The organism is Proteus sp. PR00208, from assembly GCF_016238545.1.
In the GTDB taxonomy this organism is placed as follows: domain Bacteria; phylum Pseudomonadota; class Gammaproteobacteria; order Enterobacterales; family Enterobacteriaceae; genus Proteus.
This window is the reverse complement of record NZ_JAEHQE010000001.1, coordinates 403,261-420,155: the sequence shown is the minus strand read 5'-3', so window position 1 is coordinate 420,155 and position 16,895 is coordinate 403,261. Positions and strand designations below refer to the sequence as shown.

The 16,895-nt window shown below is 37.0% G+C and carries 11 protein-coding genes; 7 read left to right on the top strand and 4 right to left on the bottom strand.

Annotated features, from left to right (window positions below):
• Positions 1-228: 228 nt before the first annotated feature.
• Positions 229-2,601, bottom strand: coding sequence for a phosphoenolpyruvate synthase (ppsA, locus tag JEP36_RS01960; RefSeq protein ID WP_198619613.1), 2,373 nt, complete (start codon positions 2,599-2,601; stop codon positions 229-231).
• A gap of 218 nt (positions 2,602-2,819) precedes the next feature.
• Here ppsA and ppsR point away from each other — a divergent pair, with 218 nt between their 5' ends.
• Both ppsR and JEP36_RS01950 read left to right on the top strand, forming a co-directional pair.
• Complete coding sequence (gene ppsR, locus JEP36_RS01955) at positions 2,820-3,686, top strand: posphoenolpyruvate synthetase regulatory kinase/phosphorylase PpsR (protein WP_198619614.1); 867 nt, start codon at positions 2,820-2,822, stop codon at positions 3,684-3,686.
• Between the two features lie 121 nt (positions 3,687-3,807).
• Complete coding sequence (locus JEP36_RS01950; protein ID WP_198629818.1) at positions 3,808-4,857, top strand: 3-deoxy-7-phosphoheptulonate synthase; 1,050 nt, start codon at positions 3,808-3,810, stop codon at positions 4,855-4,857.
• 77 nt (positions 4,858-4,934) lie between these two features.
• On the opposite strand, the gene JEP36_RS01945 is transcribed toward JEP36_RS01950, so the two are convergent.
• The 3 genes from JEP36_RS01945 to licT all read right to left on the bottom strand — a co-directional run bounded on the left by JEP36_RS01945 (position 4,935) and on the right by licT (position 9,259).
• Positions 4,935-6,326: a glycoside hydrolase family 1 protein gene (locus JEP36_RS01945; protein ID WP_198629817.1), complete on the bottom strand. Its 1,392-nt coding sequence runs from the start codon at positions 6,324-6,326 to the stop codon at positions 4,935-4,937.
• 10 nt (positions 6,327-6,336) lie between these two features.
• The gene (gene bglF / locus JEP36_RS01940; RefSeq protein WP_198629816.1) at positions 6,337-8,241 is read right to left on the bottom strand and encodes a PTS beta-glucoside transporter subunit IIABC; all 1,905 of its coding nucleotides are present in this window, start codon (positions 8,239-8,241) and stop codon (positions 6,337-6,339) included.
• A gap of 181 nt (positions 8,242-8,422) precedes the next feature.
• Positions 8,423-9,259 (bottom strand): BglG family transcription antiterminator LicT, encoded by an 837-nt coding sequence (gene licT, locus JEP36_RS01935; RefSeq protein WP_198629815.1) that lies wholly within the window; start codon positions 9,257-9,259, stop codon positions 8,423-8,425.
• A 571-nt stretch (positions 9,260-9,830) separates the two neighbouring features.
• Here licT and JEP36_RS01930 point away from each other — a divergent pair.
• The 5 genes from JEP36_RS01930 to JEP36_RS01910 all read left to right on the top strand — a co-directional run bounded on the left by JEP36_RS01930 (position 9,831) and on the right by JEP36_RS01910 (position 16,880).
• The gene (locus JEP36_RS01930) at positions 9,831-10,622 is read left to right on the top strand and encodes a histidine phosphatase family protein (protein WP_198625563.1); all 792 of its coding nucleotides are present in this window, start codon (positions 9,831-9,833) and stop codon (positions 10,620-10,622) included.
• A 108-nt stretch (positions 10,623-10,730) separates the two neighbouring features.
• Positions 10,731-12,074 carry an OprD family outer membrane porin gene (locus JEP36_RS01925; RefSeq protein WP_198619620.1) on the top strand — a complete coding sequence of 448 codons (1,344 nt, stop codon included), beginning with the start codon at positions 10,731-10,733 and terminating at the stop codon, positions 12,072-12,074.
• 269 nt (positions 12,075-12,343) lie between these two features.
• Positions 12,344-12,526 (top strand): hemin uptake protein HemP, encoded by a 183-nt coding sequence (gene hemP, locus JEP36_RS01920; RefSeq protein ID WP_198619621.1) that lies wholly within the window; start codon positions 12,344-12,346, stop codon positions 12,524-12,526.
• Between the two features lie 81 nt (positions 12,527-12,607).
• Positions 12,608-14,782 (top strand): TonB-dependent receptor domain-containing protein, encoded by a 2,175-nt coding sequence (locus JEP36_RS01915; protein WP_198625561.1) that lies wholly within the window; start codon positions 12,608-12,610, stop codon positions 14,780-14,782.
• A 70-nt stretch (positions 14,783-14,852) separates the two neighbouring features.
• Entirely contained in the window at positions 14,853-16,880 is a 2,028-nt protein-coding gene (locus JEP36_RS01910) for a TonB-dependent hemoglobin/transferrin/lactoferrin family receptor (protein WP_198619623.1), read from the top strand.
• Positions 16,881-16,895 lie beyond the last annotated feature (15 nt).

Below are 16,895 nucleotides of genomic sequence, written 5' to 3'. Positions count from 1 at the left end.
CATTTCTCTTAATATAAATATCAACGAAACAAATGTTTCATCGAATTAATAATTTCGCCGTTCATATTAATAGATTAATTGGCGGGATTAAAGAATATAAAATATTGCTGTGTGTAGTCTTTGCCTGTCAGCCCATGATAGGCTTTTTTTTTGCCTATTATTTAATAATTGTATAAAAAAAGCTCACATAATATTGTGAGCTTTTTATTTATAACGATGATATTAATTCTATTGTGCTAATTTTACCCAAGTTTTAATTACGGTATCTGGGTTTAACGATAAACTATCAATTCCCTCTTCCATTAGCCATTGTGCGAAATCTTCATGATCAGAAGGTCCTTGACCACAAATACCCACATATTTTCCATTACGTTTTGCGGCTTGGATTGCCATTGATAATAAGGCTTTCACTGCATCATTGCGTTCATCAAACAGTGCAGAAACCACACCTGAATCTCGGTCAAGACCTAATGTTAATTGGGTCATGTCGTTAGAGCCGATAGAAAAACCATCAAAGTGTTCTAAGAATTTATCCGCTAATAAGGCATTTGATGGAATTTCACACATCATAATGACTTTTAAGCCGTTCTCACCTCGTTTCAGACCGTTTGCCGCTAATTCGTCAATCACTTCTTCAGCTTGGCGTACAGTACGAACAAATGGGATCATGACTTCAACATTTTCTAAACCCATATCATTACGAACACGTTTGACTGCTTCACACTCAAGGGAGAAGCAGCGACGGAAATCGTCAGAAACATAACGACCCGCACCACGGAATCCTAGCATTGGGTTCTCTTCATCTGGCTCATAACGATCGCCCCCTACTAAGTTGGCATATTCGTTAGATTTAAAGTCAGATAAACGAACAATAACGCGTTTAGGCCAGAATGCCGCTGCTAATGTTGCAATCCCTTCCGTTAGTTTACTGATGTAATACTCAACTGGAGATTCATAGCCCGCCATCATTTCATTGATTTCGGCTTTCAGTGCTTCAGTTTGGTCGTCATACTCTAATAATGCACGAGGATGCACACCAATCATGCGGTTAATAATAAATTCTAAACGCGCAAGACCGACACCATCATTTGGTAGGCCAGCAAAATCGAATGCACGATCAGGATTGCCGACGTTCATCATAATTTTGAGCCCTAATTCAGGCATATTATCGATTGCGGAGCTTTGAATAGAAAAATCCAGTTTGCCATCGTAAACAAATCCTGTATCACCTTCAGCACAAGAAACGGTTACAACTTCTCCTTCAGCAATACATTCTGTTGCATCACCACAACCTACAACAGCTGGAATACCCAATTCACGGGCAATAATTGCAGCGTGACATGTTCTACCACCACGGTTAGTTACAATCGCAGAGGCTTTTTTCATGATAGGTTCCCAATCTGGGTCTGTCATGTCAGTAACCAGCACATCACCCGCTTCAATTCTATCCATCTCACTTAAGTTATGAATAACTTTAACGGCACCTGTACCAATACGATGACCAATAGCACGACCTTCAATAATAACAGAGCCACTTTCATTTAACTGATAGCGCTCCATAACTTGTTGGTTAGAACGAACTGTTTCTGGACGTGCCTGAACAATGTATAAACGGCCATTATGTCCATCTTTAGCCCATTCGATATCCATTGGACGACCATAGTGACGTTCAATCAATACAGCTTGTTTAGCCAGCTCTTGAACTTCATGATCAGTCAAAGAGAAACGATTGCGCAGTGACTCTGGTGTATCTTCGATACGAACTTGTTTACCATGTTCAACGCTATCCGCGTAAACCATTTGGATCTTTTTAGAGCCAAGATTACGACGAACAATAGAAGGTAAACCTTTTGCTAAAGTTGGCTTGTGTACATAGAACTCATCCGGGTTAACAGCCCCCTGTACTACCATTTCACCTAAACCATAAGCTGATGTAATAAAGACAACTTGATCAAAGCCAGATTCAGTATCGATAGTAAACATCACACCTGAAGAAGCAAGATCAGAACGCACCATACGTTGAACACCCGCAGATAATGCAACACCACGATGATCATAACCTTGGTGAACACGATAAGAGATTGCTCGATCGTTAAATAACGAGGCAAATACATGTTTGATTGCAACGAGTATGGCATCAATACCTTGAACGTTTAAAAACGTCTCTTGTTGACCTGCAAAAGAAGCATCAGGCATATCTTCTGCAGTCGCAGATGAACGAACGGCAAATGAAGCTTCAGATTCACCTTCACTTAATGTGAGATAAGCATCGCGAATATCTTTTTCAAACTGAGGCGTAAAAGGTGTATCAATTACCCACTGGCGAATTTGATTACCTGCTTGAGCCAGTTGATTAACATCATCAACATCAACGCTATCAAGCAATTCATAAATACGCTGATTGATACCGCTCTGTTCCAGAAAATCATTAAACGCTTGCGCTGTGGTAGCAAACCCATTAGGAACAGAAACACCCAGTTCCGCTAGGTTTGTGATCATTTCACCGAGGGAAGCATTTTTCCCACCAACACGATCAACGTCATTCATACCTAATTGGTTATACCAAAGCACATTGCACGGGGTGAGGCTATTGCTGGACATTGAGAACAATCCTTTTTTAAACAATTATGAGAGAGAGAAAAAAAGAAAAACCCGCTGTCAAAACGACAACTGAAATAAGCGTATCACAATGTGATGCTGAATATAGAAAGGTGAATCGATCAACCAGAAAACTTTATTTTTTTATCCTTTATAATCACTAAAAATGCTTTAGATAATATTGTTTGATTTGCTAATTCAGCTAAAAAAAGGTGAGCGTTATGATATTAAGCTTGAATTCTATTAATTGTGATAATAATGAACCCATTGATAGAACAGTCTTTTTTATCTCTGATGGTACAGCGATTACGGCAGAGGTATTAGGCCATGCGGTACTTTCTCAATTTCCATTAAAAATGAAAAGTTATACATTACCTTTTGTTTCTACTGTGGAAAGAGCTGAAGAAATAAAACAGAAAATCTCTGAAATTTATAAAAAGAGTGGCGTTAAGCCCCTTGTTTTTTATTCTATTATCAGTCCTGAAGTTAAACAGATAATAAATAGCAGTGAAGGTTTTTGTCAGGATATTGTGCAATCTCTCGTAATACCACTTGAAAAAGAAGTAGGGATCCAGGCATCGCCAAAATTAAATAAAACTCATGGACTGACTGAAAAAAATCTTAGTAAATACGATGCTCGTATTGCCGCCATCGAATACACTCTTTCCCATGATGATGGCATATCATTACGTAATCTCGATCAAGCACAAGTGATCTTAATTGGTGTTTCTCGTTGCGGGAAAACCCCCACCAGCCTCTATTTAGCAATGCAATTTGGTATTCAAGCAGCTAACTATCCATTTACTGCGGATGATATGGATTTCTTAAAACTCCCCGCAGAACTAAAAGAATATCAGCATAAATTATTTGGCTTAACCATTGCGCCAGAACGTCTTGCCGCTATTCGTGGTGAACGCCGCGAAAATAGCCGTTATGCCTCTATTCGTCAATGCAGAATTGAATTGTCCGAAGTAGAAGCACTTTTTAGAAAAAACAATATCCCTTATCTCAACACCACGAATTATTCTGTTGAAGAAATTTCAACCAAGGTAATTGATTCTATGGGATTAGCAAGAAGAATGTTTTAACCCTTTATGGCGACTTTTTTATTCGTTTTTCTCTGTGAACGCTGTTGAAATTAGCTGAATTTCGTTTATTGTGATCTTAATCACTGGGTAGACTTACCCTGTATATTTATTGAGATGAATTATGTTAAAGACAGACGAACTACGGACTAAGGCTTTAGACAGTCTGGTAACACCAGAAACCTTAGCAAAAGAGTTCCCCATTTCTGATGAGATAATCCAAAATATCACATCAGCACGTAAACGCATTGAAGCGATCCTTACCGGAGAAGACAAGCGACTATTAGTGATTGTAGGGCCTTGCTCTATTCATGATCCTAAAGCTGCCAAAGAGTACGCCACTAAGCTTAATCAGCTAAAAGAACGCTATCATAACCGCTTAGAAATCGTCATGAGAACCTACTTTGAAAAGCCACGTACGGTCATTGGCTGGAAAGGTTTAATCTCTGATCCTTACCTCGATAACTCTTGCAACGTCAACGAAGGTATTCGCCTTGCAAGAAAGCTATTAATTGAAATAAATGCGTTAGGTTTACCCACTGCAACTGAATTTCTCGATATGGTCACAGGCCAATATATTGCAGATTTAATTAGTTGGGGCGCCATTGGTGCTAGAACGACTGAAAGCCAAGTTCATCGCGAAATGGCTTCTGCGCTTTCTTGCCCTGTTGGCTTTAAAAATGGCACTGATGGTAATACCCGTATTGCGATTGATGCTATCCGTGCCTCTCGTGTTGGTCACACCTTCTTATCGCCAGATAAAAATGGCCGTATGACAATTTACCAAACCAGTGGTAATCCTTATGGTCATATTATTCTGCGTGGAGGTAAAAAACCGAATTATCACGCAAGCGATATCGCTGATGCGGTTGATGCACTAAAACAAGTGGATTTACCAGAGCATCTTATTATCGATTTTAGCCATGGTAACTGTGAAAAAATTCATCGTCGTCAATTAGAAGTAGCCAGAAATGTTGGTCAACAAATTAAAGATGGCTCACAAGCGATTGTTGGCGTGATGGCTGAAAGTTTTTTACAAGAAGGTTCACAAAAAGTGATACAAGATAAACCGCTTAATTACGGACAATCTATCACCGATCCTTGTTTAAGCTGGAATGACACAGAACAACTTCTTGAATTATTAGCACAAGCCGTTGAAAGTCGATTTCAATAAGCTAAATACTAATAAATAGCAAAAAGGAGAGCCTCTGCTCTCCTTTTTTATTGTGTCATTCACACAAAAAAATTGTGTTAACGCAATAATTCACCTTGAGATTGAATAATACTTTGATACCAATAAAAACTTTTTTTACGTTTTCTTTCTAATGAGCCTTTTCCTTGATCATCTCTATCCACATAAATAAAACCATAACGTTTAGACATCTCGGCTTTTGACGCACTCACTAAATCAATCGGTCCCCAACTGGTGTATCCCATTACATCAATACCATCTTCAATCGCTTCACCAATTTGCACCAGATGGTCATTGATGTATTGAATACGGTAATCATCATTGATTTCACCTTCTGGCGTAATTTTATCAATCGCACCAAGCCCATTTTCCACAACAAATAAAGGTCTTTGATAGCGATCCCACAATAGATTAAGCACGATGCGAATACCTTTAGGATCGATTTGCCATCCCCATTCAGAGCTTTCTAAATAAGGATTTGGCACCATACTGAGAATATTCCCTCGCTTCATCTCATATTCTTCTTTATCTGCTGTAATACAACCCGTCATGTAATAACTAAATGACACAAAGTCTACAGTTTGCTTGAGATCCTGACGGTCTTCATCCGTTATCACAACATCAATATGATTATCTTTAAAATAACGCAGCATATAAGAAGGATATTGACCACGACATTGCACATCACCAAAAAATAGCCATTTACGATTTTCGTTCATAGCTTCCCAAACATCATCTGGCTTGCACGTTAATGGATAAACTAAGCCTCCCAATAACATATTGCCGATTTTTGCATCTGGAATAATTTGATGACACGCTTTAACTACCCTGGCACTGGCAACTAACTGATGATGTATGGCTTGATAAATTTCTGATTGCGTTCTTTCACCCGCTAATCCAACTCCCGTCATTGGCGCATGTAATGACATGTTAATTTCATTAAAGGTGAGCCAAAGTTTGACTTTATTTTTATAACGCTGAAAAACACTACGGGCATAATGCTCAAAGAATTCGATAGTTTTACGATTTCCCCAACCACCATATTCTGTTACCAGATGATAAGGCATTTCATAATGAGATAAAGTTATAATTGGCTGAATATTGTATTTAGCCATTTCATCAAATACACGATCATAAAATGCCAGCCCCTCTTCATTAGGCTCAGATTCATTTCCCAATGGAAATATACGACTCCACGCAATAGAGGTTCTTAAACAGGTAAATCCCATTTCGGCAAAAAGTGAGATATCTTTTTCATATTGATGATAAAAATCGATGGCAATATCTTTGATACAAAAACCATTTCTTGTTCTTTCAACCACAGAACCAAAAATACCTTGTGGTTGAACATCTGAAGTACTTAATCCTTTACCCGCAGTTAAATAAGCGCCTTCAACTTGATTAGCGGCGACAGCACCACCCCATAAGAATGTATTAGGAAATTTTTTCATTGTTAACTCCTTATTTGTAATTAACGCTGATAAGCGCTGAACCTGAACTCATCGATTTATTTAATTCCAATCCAGTAATTGAACTGTAATCATCGGTATTACTCACAATAACGGGGGTTGTTAAATCGTAACCAGCCTCAAGAATTTTTTTACGATCAAAGGTGAGTAATAAGTCGCCAGTTTTAAATTTATCCCCTACTTTAACTTTCGGTGAAAAATACATTCCATCTAACTTAACGGTATCAATTCCAACATGAATAAATAACTCGATACCCTTCTCACTTAATAAGCCCAAGGCATGACCCGTTTTAAAAAATGACGCAACTTCACCATCAAAAGGCGCATAAACCTCACCAATACTTGGAATAATGGCGACGCCATCGCCTAATAAGCCACTAGCAAAGGTTTCATCTGGTGTGTTTTTTAATAAGATCACCACACCTGATAACGGTGAAAAAATAGTTTCTTGCGTTGGATTTTTCCCAGCGCTATTAAATGGCGTTGCTGGTAATTGAATAGAAGATCTAGACTCTGCGTTATTTTCCTTTTTCAACCCAAATAAGCACGTTGCTATACACGCAAAAACAAATGAAATTAACGAGCCAATAATGGCACCCCAGACGGTGCTATCAATTCCCGTTGCAGGAATAATTTGTGTGAAAGTGAAAATATTTACCAGACCAAACGAAAACGTAAGTGTGTTGCTATAACCGACAATCGCCCCACCAATTCCCCCCCCAATACAAGCAAAAATAAAAGGTCGACGCAGAGGTAAAGTCACTCCATACACCGCGGGCTCAGTAATACCAAAGATACCCGCTGTTACCGATGAACCAGCCATAATACGTAATTTAGTATCACGAGTTGCCCAGAAAACCCCAAGTGTTGCGCCCACTTGTCCTGCAATTGCGGGTAATAATAGAGGTACAAGCGCATCTTGACCCAATACACTCAGATTATTAATACTAATCGGTATAATGCCCCAATGCAGACCAAAAATAACGCACACTTGCCAAATTGCCCCCATAATCGCACCGGCCACAACAGGTGTTACGTTATAAACAGCTTGGAAACCGTCTGCAATCAGCAAACTTATCCATGTTGCTAAAGGCCCTATAACTAAAAAAGTCAGCGGAACAATAATTAATAGACACAATAACGGAGAAATAAAATTTTTCATGGATGAAGGCAAAATAGTGTTTAATTTTTTTTCTAATAAACAGCTCACCCACGCAGCAAAAATAATAGGAATAACCGACGCACTGTAATTAATAAATGTGACTGGAATACCTAAAAAGTATTCCGTGGTTTGTTGTTGAAATGCCGCAAGCATTAACGGATGCACTAATGCACCACCAATCGCCATAGTTAAAAATGGATTTCCTCCAAATTTATTTCCCGCGGTATAGCCTAAAACAAGCGGGAAAAAATAGAATAGTGAATCACTTGCAGCAAATAGGATCTGATAAGTTCCACTTGAGGCTGACAACCAATTTAAAGTGACGACTAATGATAATAGCCCTTTTAAAATCCCCGACGCAGCCATGATCCCTAATACTGGGGTGAAAATACTGGAAACAATATCTATAAAATGGCTAAAGATATTATCCTTACGTTTTTTCTTTTTGTTATTACTGCTATTTTCACTTTGAGTATTTCTATTTTGTACTTCACCGATAAGAGCAATAATCGCTTTATAAACCTCACTAACATGATTACCAATAACAACCTGAAATTGCCCTCCACTTTCAACGACTGTAATAATGCCTGTGTTCTGCTTTAACACTTCAGCATTGGCTTTAGTGTCATCTTCCAGTTTAAAACGCAAACGTGTTGCACAATGTATAACACTGGCGATATTGCCTTTTCCACCTACATTATCAATGATCTGTTCTGCTAATGTTCGGTATTCCATACTCAATTCCTTTATGACTTAAATAATGAAATGCTTAACCACCAATGAATATGTAAAAAAAAACCTGACTACCCCCATTAATAAATGAGAGTAAATCAGGTTTTGCCTACCGAATATCGGTAGTAACAATCCATCACATTTTAATTTAATATTTTTATATCAACACAATATACCTTAACAATTAATCGTGTCGTTTCTTTCTTATCCGTTCAATATGGATCACTAAAAACATACGCTCTTCATCCGTTAACTCGCGCTGATATTTATTCAGTAAAAACTGACTTATTTTTTCTGCACAGCACCAAGAAAGCGGATAATTTTCTTTGATAACAATATGCATAGAAATATCATCATTAGGCACTGTGTCTCGACTCATCATTCTGTGGGTAAAAAACTTCAAATGCGTAACAAATCTTTGGTAATCTAAAGTATCTTCTTGATATTCAATATCAAAATGATACTTAACAATATTCATGACTTCATGCATGATAGTCATGGTTTCCATCACAGCTGGCATATCACCCGTTAATTGCGCATTAACAAAGTGAAGAGCGATAAATCCCGCTTCATCAACCGGTAATGTTACTTGTAACTCTTGTTCAATCAGCTTTAATCCTTCTAATCCAAGTCGATACTCTTTAGGATATAAACGCTGAATTTCCCACATCATCGTATTTGAAATAGCCAAGCCTTTTTTCTGTCTTTCAATAGCATAATTGCAGTGATCTGTTAACGCGATATAAATATTTTCATTAAGCTCTCCTAATTGGCAGCGAGCAACAGAAATAATACTATCGCAGACTTTCATGACAGAAATTGGAATGTGGCTTAATAACTCACTTAACCGAGAAATAAGTTCGTTGCTACGTAACTCAAATATTTTCTCAATTTTATCTTGTTCAACGTCTTCATTTACTTTCTTTTGAAACGCCAATCCCCTTCCCATAACAACGAGCTCTTGGTTATTTTCACTTAAGGCAATGACCACATTGTTATTTAATATTTTTGCGATCTTCATTTTATTTCCCCAAAAATGAAAAAACCCGATAGTCCCATGACAATTCATGGTCTTATCAGGTTTTGCCTACCAATATCATTGGCAGTAACAATCCAGTAAACTCGCTTTTACTGTAAACAAATCCGAACCGTTATTCAAATCACAAATTTTAAAAGTGTGAGTTTCACATCATTTTTATGCCTCAAAAAGTTTTTTTCATTAGATTTATTTCTCAATTAAACCATTTTATTTATTATTGATTAATTTATTCATTTTTTAATTTTATTTCTTATCTATAAGAGTAAAAATTTTAATCTAACACCACATTCAATCTATTATTTATAAATAATAAAATATGTCCAATTTATTATTATCATATGAACTTGATCACACTTATTAATACTAATCATAAATAGTGTGTTTTTTTATTATATTTGGTGCTAACGTTATCGATGTTGGATTGTTACTGTTAAAAACAGGCGAAACCTACGTAAGATAAATAGAACAAGCATAATGCCATTTATGTCTTGTCTCATTTCTCTAGCGTAGGTTTTTTTTTGCTTATTAAAAAGACCATTCTATGGGGATTATTATGAAAAAATGGCTTATAGCATTAATTTTAGCAATAAGTACAACAACCAGTTTTGCTGCAGAAACAGCTATGGATGTTAAAGAAAATGACGGTATCACTATCTATTTTGCTCGTCATGGCAAAACGTTGCTAAATACTTTTGATAGAGTTCAAGGTTGGGTAGATTCGCCATTAACAGAAGATGGTATTCGTGTTGCTCGTTATTTAGGTGAGGGTTTAAAAGGGATCCCTTTTGATAATTTTTATTCTAGCGACGCTGGACGTCAACGTGAAACAATGAGCGTAATATTAAAACAAGCGGGTATCGAGAATTATAAATTAAATGAACTTAATGGATTACGCGAAGCTTTCTTTGGTGGATTTGAAGGCGGATATAATAAAGATATGGCGGATGCAGGTGCAAAACAATTAGGCCTTAAAGATGGCGCGGCTTTATTTGCTCAAATGAAAGCTGGCACCATCACTGCAGAGAAAAACCAAAACGCGTTAGCCGCAGCTGATCCTAAAAAAATGACAGAGAATTATCAGCAAGTAAAGGAACGGACTCAAGCTGCACTTCAGACCATTGTTAAAAATGCCCAAGAACGTGGTGATAAAAATATTCTGGCAATTTCATCGGGCATTGCAATGCAAATTATGATCTCTGATTTAACTAATGATATTGCAAAAAATAAACCACTCTCTAATGCCGCTATTGTTAAAATTATTTATAAAGATGGCCAATATACTGTAACTGAAATTGGCACATTAAAATATGTCGAGTTAGGAAAACAGTCTTTAGATAAAAAATAAAATTAATATCTAATCATTCAATGTAGTTATTAAATATAGTTATTCAATATGGTTATTCAGGCGAAATATTTTCGCTTGAGTAACTACGCCTATACCTCGGGGAATATTATGAAAATAAAGATGATAAGTATCATCATACTTTTATTAATTAATCCAATAAAAGCATTAGCTGAAACAGCAGAAAATAATATCAAAGAAACTACTTTTATTAATAATGTATTTGAAGATCCTTTATTTAGCCAATCTACTATGTCGCTATCATTAAAAAATTATTGGAAATACTTAAAAGAAGAGGATACAGGTAAAACCCGTGTCCATAATGCATGGGGACAAGGCGTTGGGCTTGATTTTAAATCTGGTTATTTCGCTGATATTATCGGCTTTGACGTTGCTTATTACGGGGCGGTTAAATTGGGTGCGAGTGATTATTTTAATTCTCGTGGCGTTTTGTATAATCGCGGTGAAGGGAATAATAAAAACAATGCCGAAGGTTACTCTAAATTTGGTCAACGTAATATAAAATTACAATATCAACTTGCTGATATTAATTTTAGTACCCGTTGGGGTTGGCAGACAATAAAAAATTTTGGTGTAATTTCTAATTCAACACGTTTATCACCAACTACTTATTCAGGTTGGACTGGAGCGATCAATTATGGTGCACTAACATTACGAGGTGCTTATATTGAAAACTCCATGGATCGTAATTCACCTGATAAAAAACAATTTCAAACCAATAGTGGCAAATATATTAATCATATCGCTAGTGGTGATTTATTGTGGAAAAGTAACAATCTAAATATACAATATGGATATGGTGAAAGCGATAATTACCTACGCCGAAATATCTTATTTTTAAATATAAAGCCTATAAAAGAGCTAAATATAGGTACACAAATTTATGCAACTCAGGCCTTAGATAAATATAAAATAATGCCTGCGAATAAACGTGACTTTGATAATAATGCTTGGCATTTTGCCATAGATGGTAAATGGCAGGCGGATAATTGGAGCACTAAATGGGGATTAGGTTATACCAATGCAGATAAATCCAATGAAGTGGGTTTTTATCCTCGAGCAATGAGTAAAAACTCACGAGGTACGTTTACTTCAATGGCGTTTGCTGGAAATGATTATATGCGTGATGGTGAAATTGTACTTTCAACGATGACTGATTATAACCTAACTCCTGAGCTAGCCATTGGGATTGCAAGTAATATTGCTCAATTTAACTATCGAGGTAATCATATTCGCACAGGTGAAATTAATACATTCAGCCGTTGGGTTCCGACTAATTCAAAACTCAAAAATCTCACTGTTTGGGCAATGTTTGGGCCTGGTTGGTCTTATCAAATGAAAGGTAAAACCCCTGTTCTAACTGAGGGTAAATATCATCACGCCAATACGCTCTCGTCAGAAGTTATCATCGAATATAAATTTAATTTATTTTAATTATTATGTCTCATCATTTTGGTGAGACATATTCCCTCTTCCCTATCGCATATTTAACGCTTAATCACGATAGCATTATAAAAAAATACCTTTTGTCATTCAGGTTATTAATCCTTTGTGTGATTTTTCTTCAGTTTCTCTTTCACATCGCCCAAATGATTCACAATATGACTTAAATTTACGTTTTCACGTTAAAAAAAGCTTGTCTAAACACTTTTGTTAACGATAATGATTATCAGAATGATAACGCTTATTACTCTTAGTGTATTATGAATAAAAAAGCTAATAATTTGGAGAGTTCTTTAATCAGACAGAACTCTCATTCTTCAATAATTCAATCTATTAATAGCGTTGAATTATTAGGCAAAGATGGCGTGGTTTACATTCAACATAACGGAGAGTTGTATCAACTACGTCAAACAAAAGCAGGAAAACTGATCCTGACTAAATAATCTTTTTTGACAATAACGTGCAAGCCACCTATCGACTCAGCTAGGCAGCCAGCTAAATAACTCCATATACAAGGACTTTTTATGGATATTTATGGTATGTGTATGCTGAAAAAACATTTCAAATATTCAGGTATAGCAACAGCACTTTGTCTGCTGTATTCCCCTATTACCTCTGCACACCTTGAAAATACAGGAACGGACTCTCTTACTGTTATTGGCTATAACGACGATCGAGCCTCAGATTTTCACTCTGTTATTGATGCTTCTTCAGCTAAAACACAAACCGCTTCAACTGCGGGAGAAATATTAAAAGATGTTGCTGGTGTAACGTTATCAGGAACGGGTATCACGAATGGCGCGAATATTCTGATGCGAGGATACGATCAAAAAGGCGTCAAGATCCTCGTTGATGGTATTTATCAACCACTAGAAAACACCATAAATAATTTAGGTGGTGTCTTTCTTGATCCTGCTTTAATTAAACGTGTTGATGTAAAACACGGCTCTGCATCCACTTTGCATGGTGCTGGTGCTATGGGGGGAGTTGTCGCGTTTAATACTCTTGATCCTCAATCTATATTAAGTACGGATAAAAAATTAGGTGCAAAACTATTTAGCTCAGTTTCATCAGCAGATCGCCATTTTTCTTATGGTGGCATTATTGCAGCAAGACACGATATTGCAGAAGGCTTATTTGCGTATAGCCAACGTCAACGTGGTCCTATTCGTCTTGCTAATGGTGATAAATTAGAAAATCACGAGCATATTAAAAATTTCTTTGCAAAAGCCTATTTCTATCCAACTGAAAATCAAACGCTTATTATTTCAGCTCGCCATTATGATAATTCAGGTGAACAACGAGAAGTTTTGCATCGAATGGGTGGATTTGGCAAGAATGAAAGTAACCAGATGCAGCGCGATACTCAGCAAAAAAATTATGCGCTCACTCACCACTATGCTTCTGATACAAACTCATGGTTAGATTTAACCACTTATCTTTACTATTCACAGTTTGATATTAACCAAACTTTTTTAACGGATACTAAATTAACAACGTCAGATTTAAAAAAAAATATCCAAGGTAAAATAGGTAAATACGAAGCACGTACACAATCAACTTACGGGCTTAAATTTGAAGATAATGCCAGTATCAATTGGTTTGACACATTCAATCAATCTGTGATTATTGGTACAGAAGCTTATCAGCAGAAAATGCAATCAAATGAAGAAGCAAAAAACTTTCCTTTAGCGAAAATGAATTATATCGCAGGTTGGTTGCAAAGTTCTCTCAGTACACCATCACTCCCTCTCACACTCACAACGGGTATACGTTATCACTATTACAAAAATATACCTGGTGAAGGACTTGATCCTTTCTTCAGTAAATTTTCGGCTAAAACATTACAAGCAGAAAAACATACATCGAGTTATCGAGGAACAACTGAAAATATCACGTTAGCATTCACACCAACACGTTGGTTACAACTTTATTCTACCTATTCAACTGCGTTTCGCGCGCCAACTTTAAATGAAATGTTTAATGATTCATTCCATTTTAAAGCGGGTTTTTTTAATGCGCATTGGGTGCCTAATCCAAACTTAAAACCTGAAAGAAATAGCACTTGGGAATATGGCGCTGATTTCTCATTTAAACAGCTTTTATCACAACAAGATAAACTCATTTTAAAAGCAGCTTATTTTGATACTAAATCAAAGGATTACATTACTTATGGTCCTTGGCATTCAAGTTCATTTGCGGGTAAATTAAATCTCCAAGCATTTAATATTCCCGAAGCAATGATTGAAGGTATTGATCTTAGTCTGCGTTATTCACACCCATTAATTTCTCTAGGTTTAAGTTATAACCGTACTCATACCCTTGAGTTAACCACACATGAAACCATTTCGCCTGTTCGCCCTGAAATACTGACGACCTTTATTCAACTTCCTGTTACTAAAACCCCATTCTCATTAGGGTGGTCAGGAAAATTCGCTAGTGCTACTGCCAATAAAGGTACACATCGAGGACAAGCGCCTCATGTAAAAGGCAAAACCACAAATCGAATGCAAGAACTTATTACCCAATATCCGGGCTATGGTATTCACGATTTTTCAATTAGTTATCAATCTCAAAACAATAAAGATATTCAAGCCGCGTTAGTGCTCGCCAATGCGTTTAATCGAGAATATTTCTCAGCATTAGGTGTGCCACAAGAAGGTCGAAATATCAAAATGTCCATCAGTTATCGCTGGTAGATGAGGAGCAATAATCTACATAACAAAGGGCTGTATTTAACAGCCCATTAAATAACGGAGATCCATCTACATGTCTCAGTCATCCCTATTGATTAAATTCAGTTTGCTGGCAATTGCAGTTTCTTCTGCTTGTGTATCTGCACAAGAGAAGACGCAAACTAATGAGAAGAAAAAAACAGAAGTGCTTACAGTTTATGCGACGGGTAATGAGCGTGATAGCTTTACATTACCTATGATGTCAACAGTTATAAAAAATAACAATGCGTTGTCAGAAACAGCAGGAAGTGCTTCTGAATTACTTCGCCATGTGCCTGGCATTTCAATTTCAGGCGCAGGTCGTACTAATGGTGAAACCATCAGTATGCGTGGATACAGTAAAAATGGAATACTGACACTTGTAGATGGCGTTCGCCAAGGAACAGACACCGGTCATATCGACAGTATTTTTGTTGATCCTCTGCTTATAAAACAAGTTGAAGTTATTCGTGGTCCTTCTGCTCTTTTATACGGTAGCGGTGCCCTTGGCGGTGTTATCGCTTACGATACGGTTGATGCAAGCGATCTACTTTCAAAAAACGAACAAGGCGGCGTACGTGTTACAGGTCTTGGTAATACAGCACAACATAGCCAAGGTCTTGGTGTAACAGCTTTTGGCCGACATGATAACCTTGATGGACTCGTTGCATTATCAGCCCGTGATAAAGGTGATACTCGTTACGGTGGGGGTTATCGCGCTCAAAATGACGAAACCATTATTAATCTCCTTTCTAAAGGACGCTGGTTAATTGATGATAGCAACACATTAAGTGGGCAATTCCGCTATTACCATAACAATACAAATCAACCTAAAAATCCTCAAGTTGCCAGTGACCCAACATCTGCAAACGTAGAAACTGATCGCACCACGACACAAAAAGATGTTCAGTTAACCTATCAATTTGATCCTTCAGATTCACAATGGATTAATTTGAAAACACAGGCTTATTACAGTGAAGTTGATATCAATGCCAAAACGATACAAAAAGGATTTGAAGGTCGAGAGCAAAAAACCTATGGCGTAAAACTGGAAAACCGCTCACAAGTGGGTACGTACAGCTTTGCATCACATGGCTTTACTTATGGTGGCGAGGTTTATAAACAAAAACAATCACCAAGCCAAAATGCTGAAAGTTTTCCACAAGCCGATATCCGTTTTATGTCCGGTTGGGTACAAGATGAAGTCACTTTACGTGATTTACCTGTCTCCCTAATTTTAGGAACACGTTTTGACAAATATAAGAGCCAAAACGATCGTTATGATGATATTACCGCAGACAAATGGTCATCAAAAGGTGCAATAAGTATTACACCTACCGACTGGTCAATGCTTTATACCTCTTACTCACAAGCATTTAGAGCACCAACTTTAGGTGAGATGTATAACGATGCGAAACATTTTGATGCACCTTTCCCTGGAGCACCAACAAACTATTGGCGCCCAAATCCTAATTTAAAGCCTGAAACCAATTCAACCACTGAATATGGATTCGGTTTTCAATTCGACGACTTATTATCTAATAATGATAATCTGAAAATTAAAGCTGCCCATTTCAATACTCGCGCAAAAGATTATATTGATGCAGATGTTGCTATTTTTCAGGGATATACACAGTCAACAAATATTCCAAGAGCAACTATTTGGGGATGGGATGTTTCGATGAGCTATCAATCAAAATTCTTTAATTGGGATTTAGCTTATAACCATACCAAAGGAAAAGATAATGCGACAAATGCCTCAATTACCTCAATTGAGCCAGATACATTAACCAGTCGCTTTGATGTTCCTGTACCAAGTACCGATTTTTCTGTGGGTTGGGTCGGTCAATTTACCAAAAAAACGGACTTTACCAAACATGACCGTTTTAATCGCCCAACCAATCGCCAACAAGCAGGTTATGGCGTTAATGATTTCTACCTTCGTTATGAAGGTAATGCCTCATTAAAAGGATTAACAACCTCATTTGTACTGAGTAACGCATTTGATAAAACTTATTACTCTTCTGCAGGTATTCCTCAAGAAGGTCGAAATGCAAAAGTACTTGTAAGTTATCAGTGGTAATTAACAATAAAATCA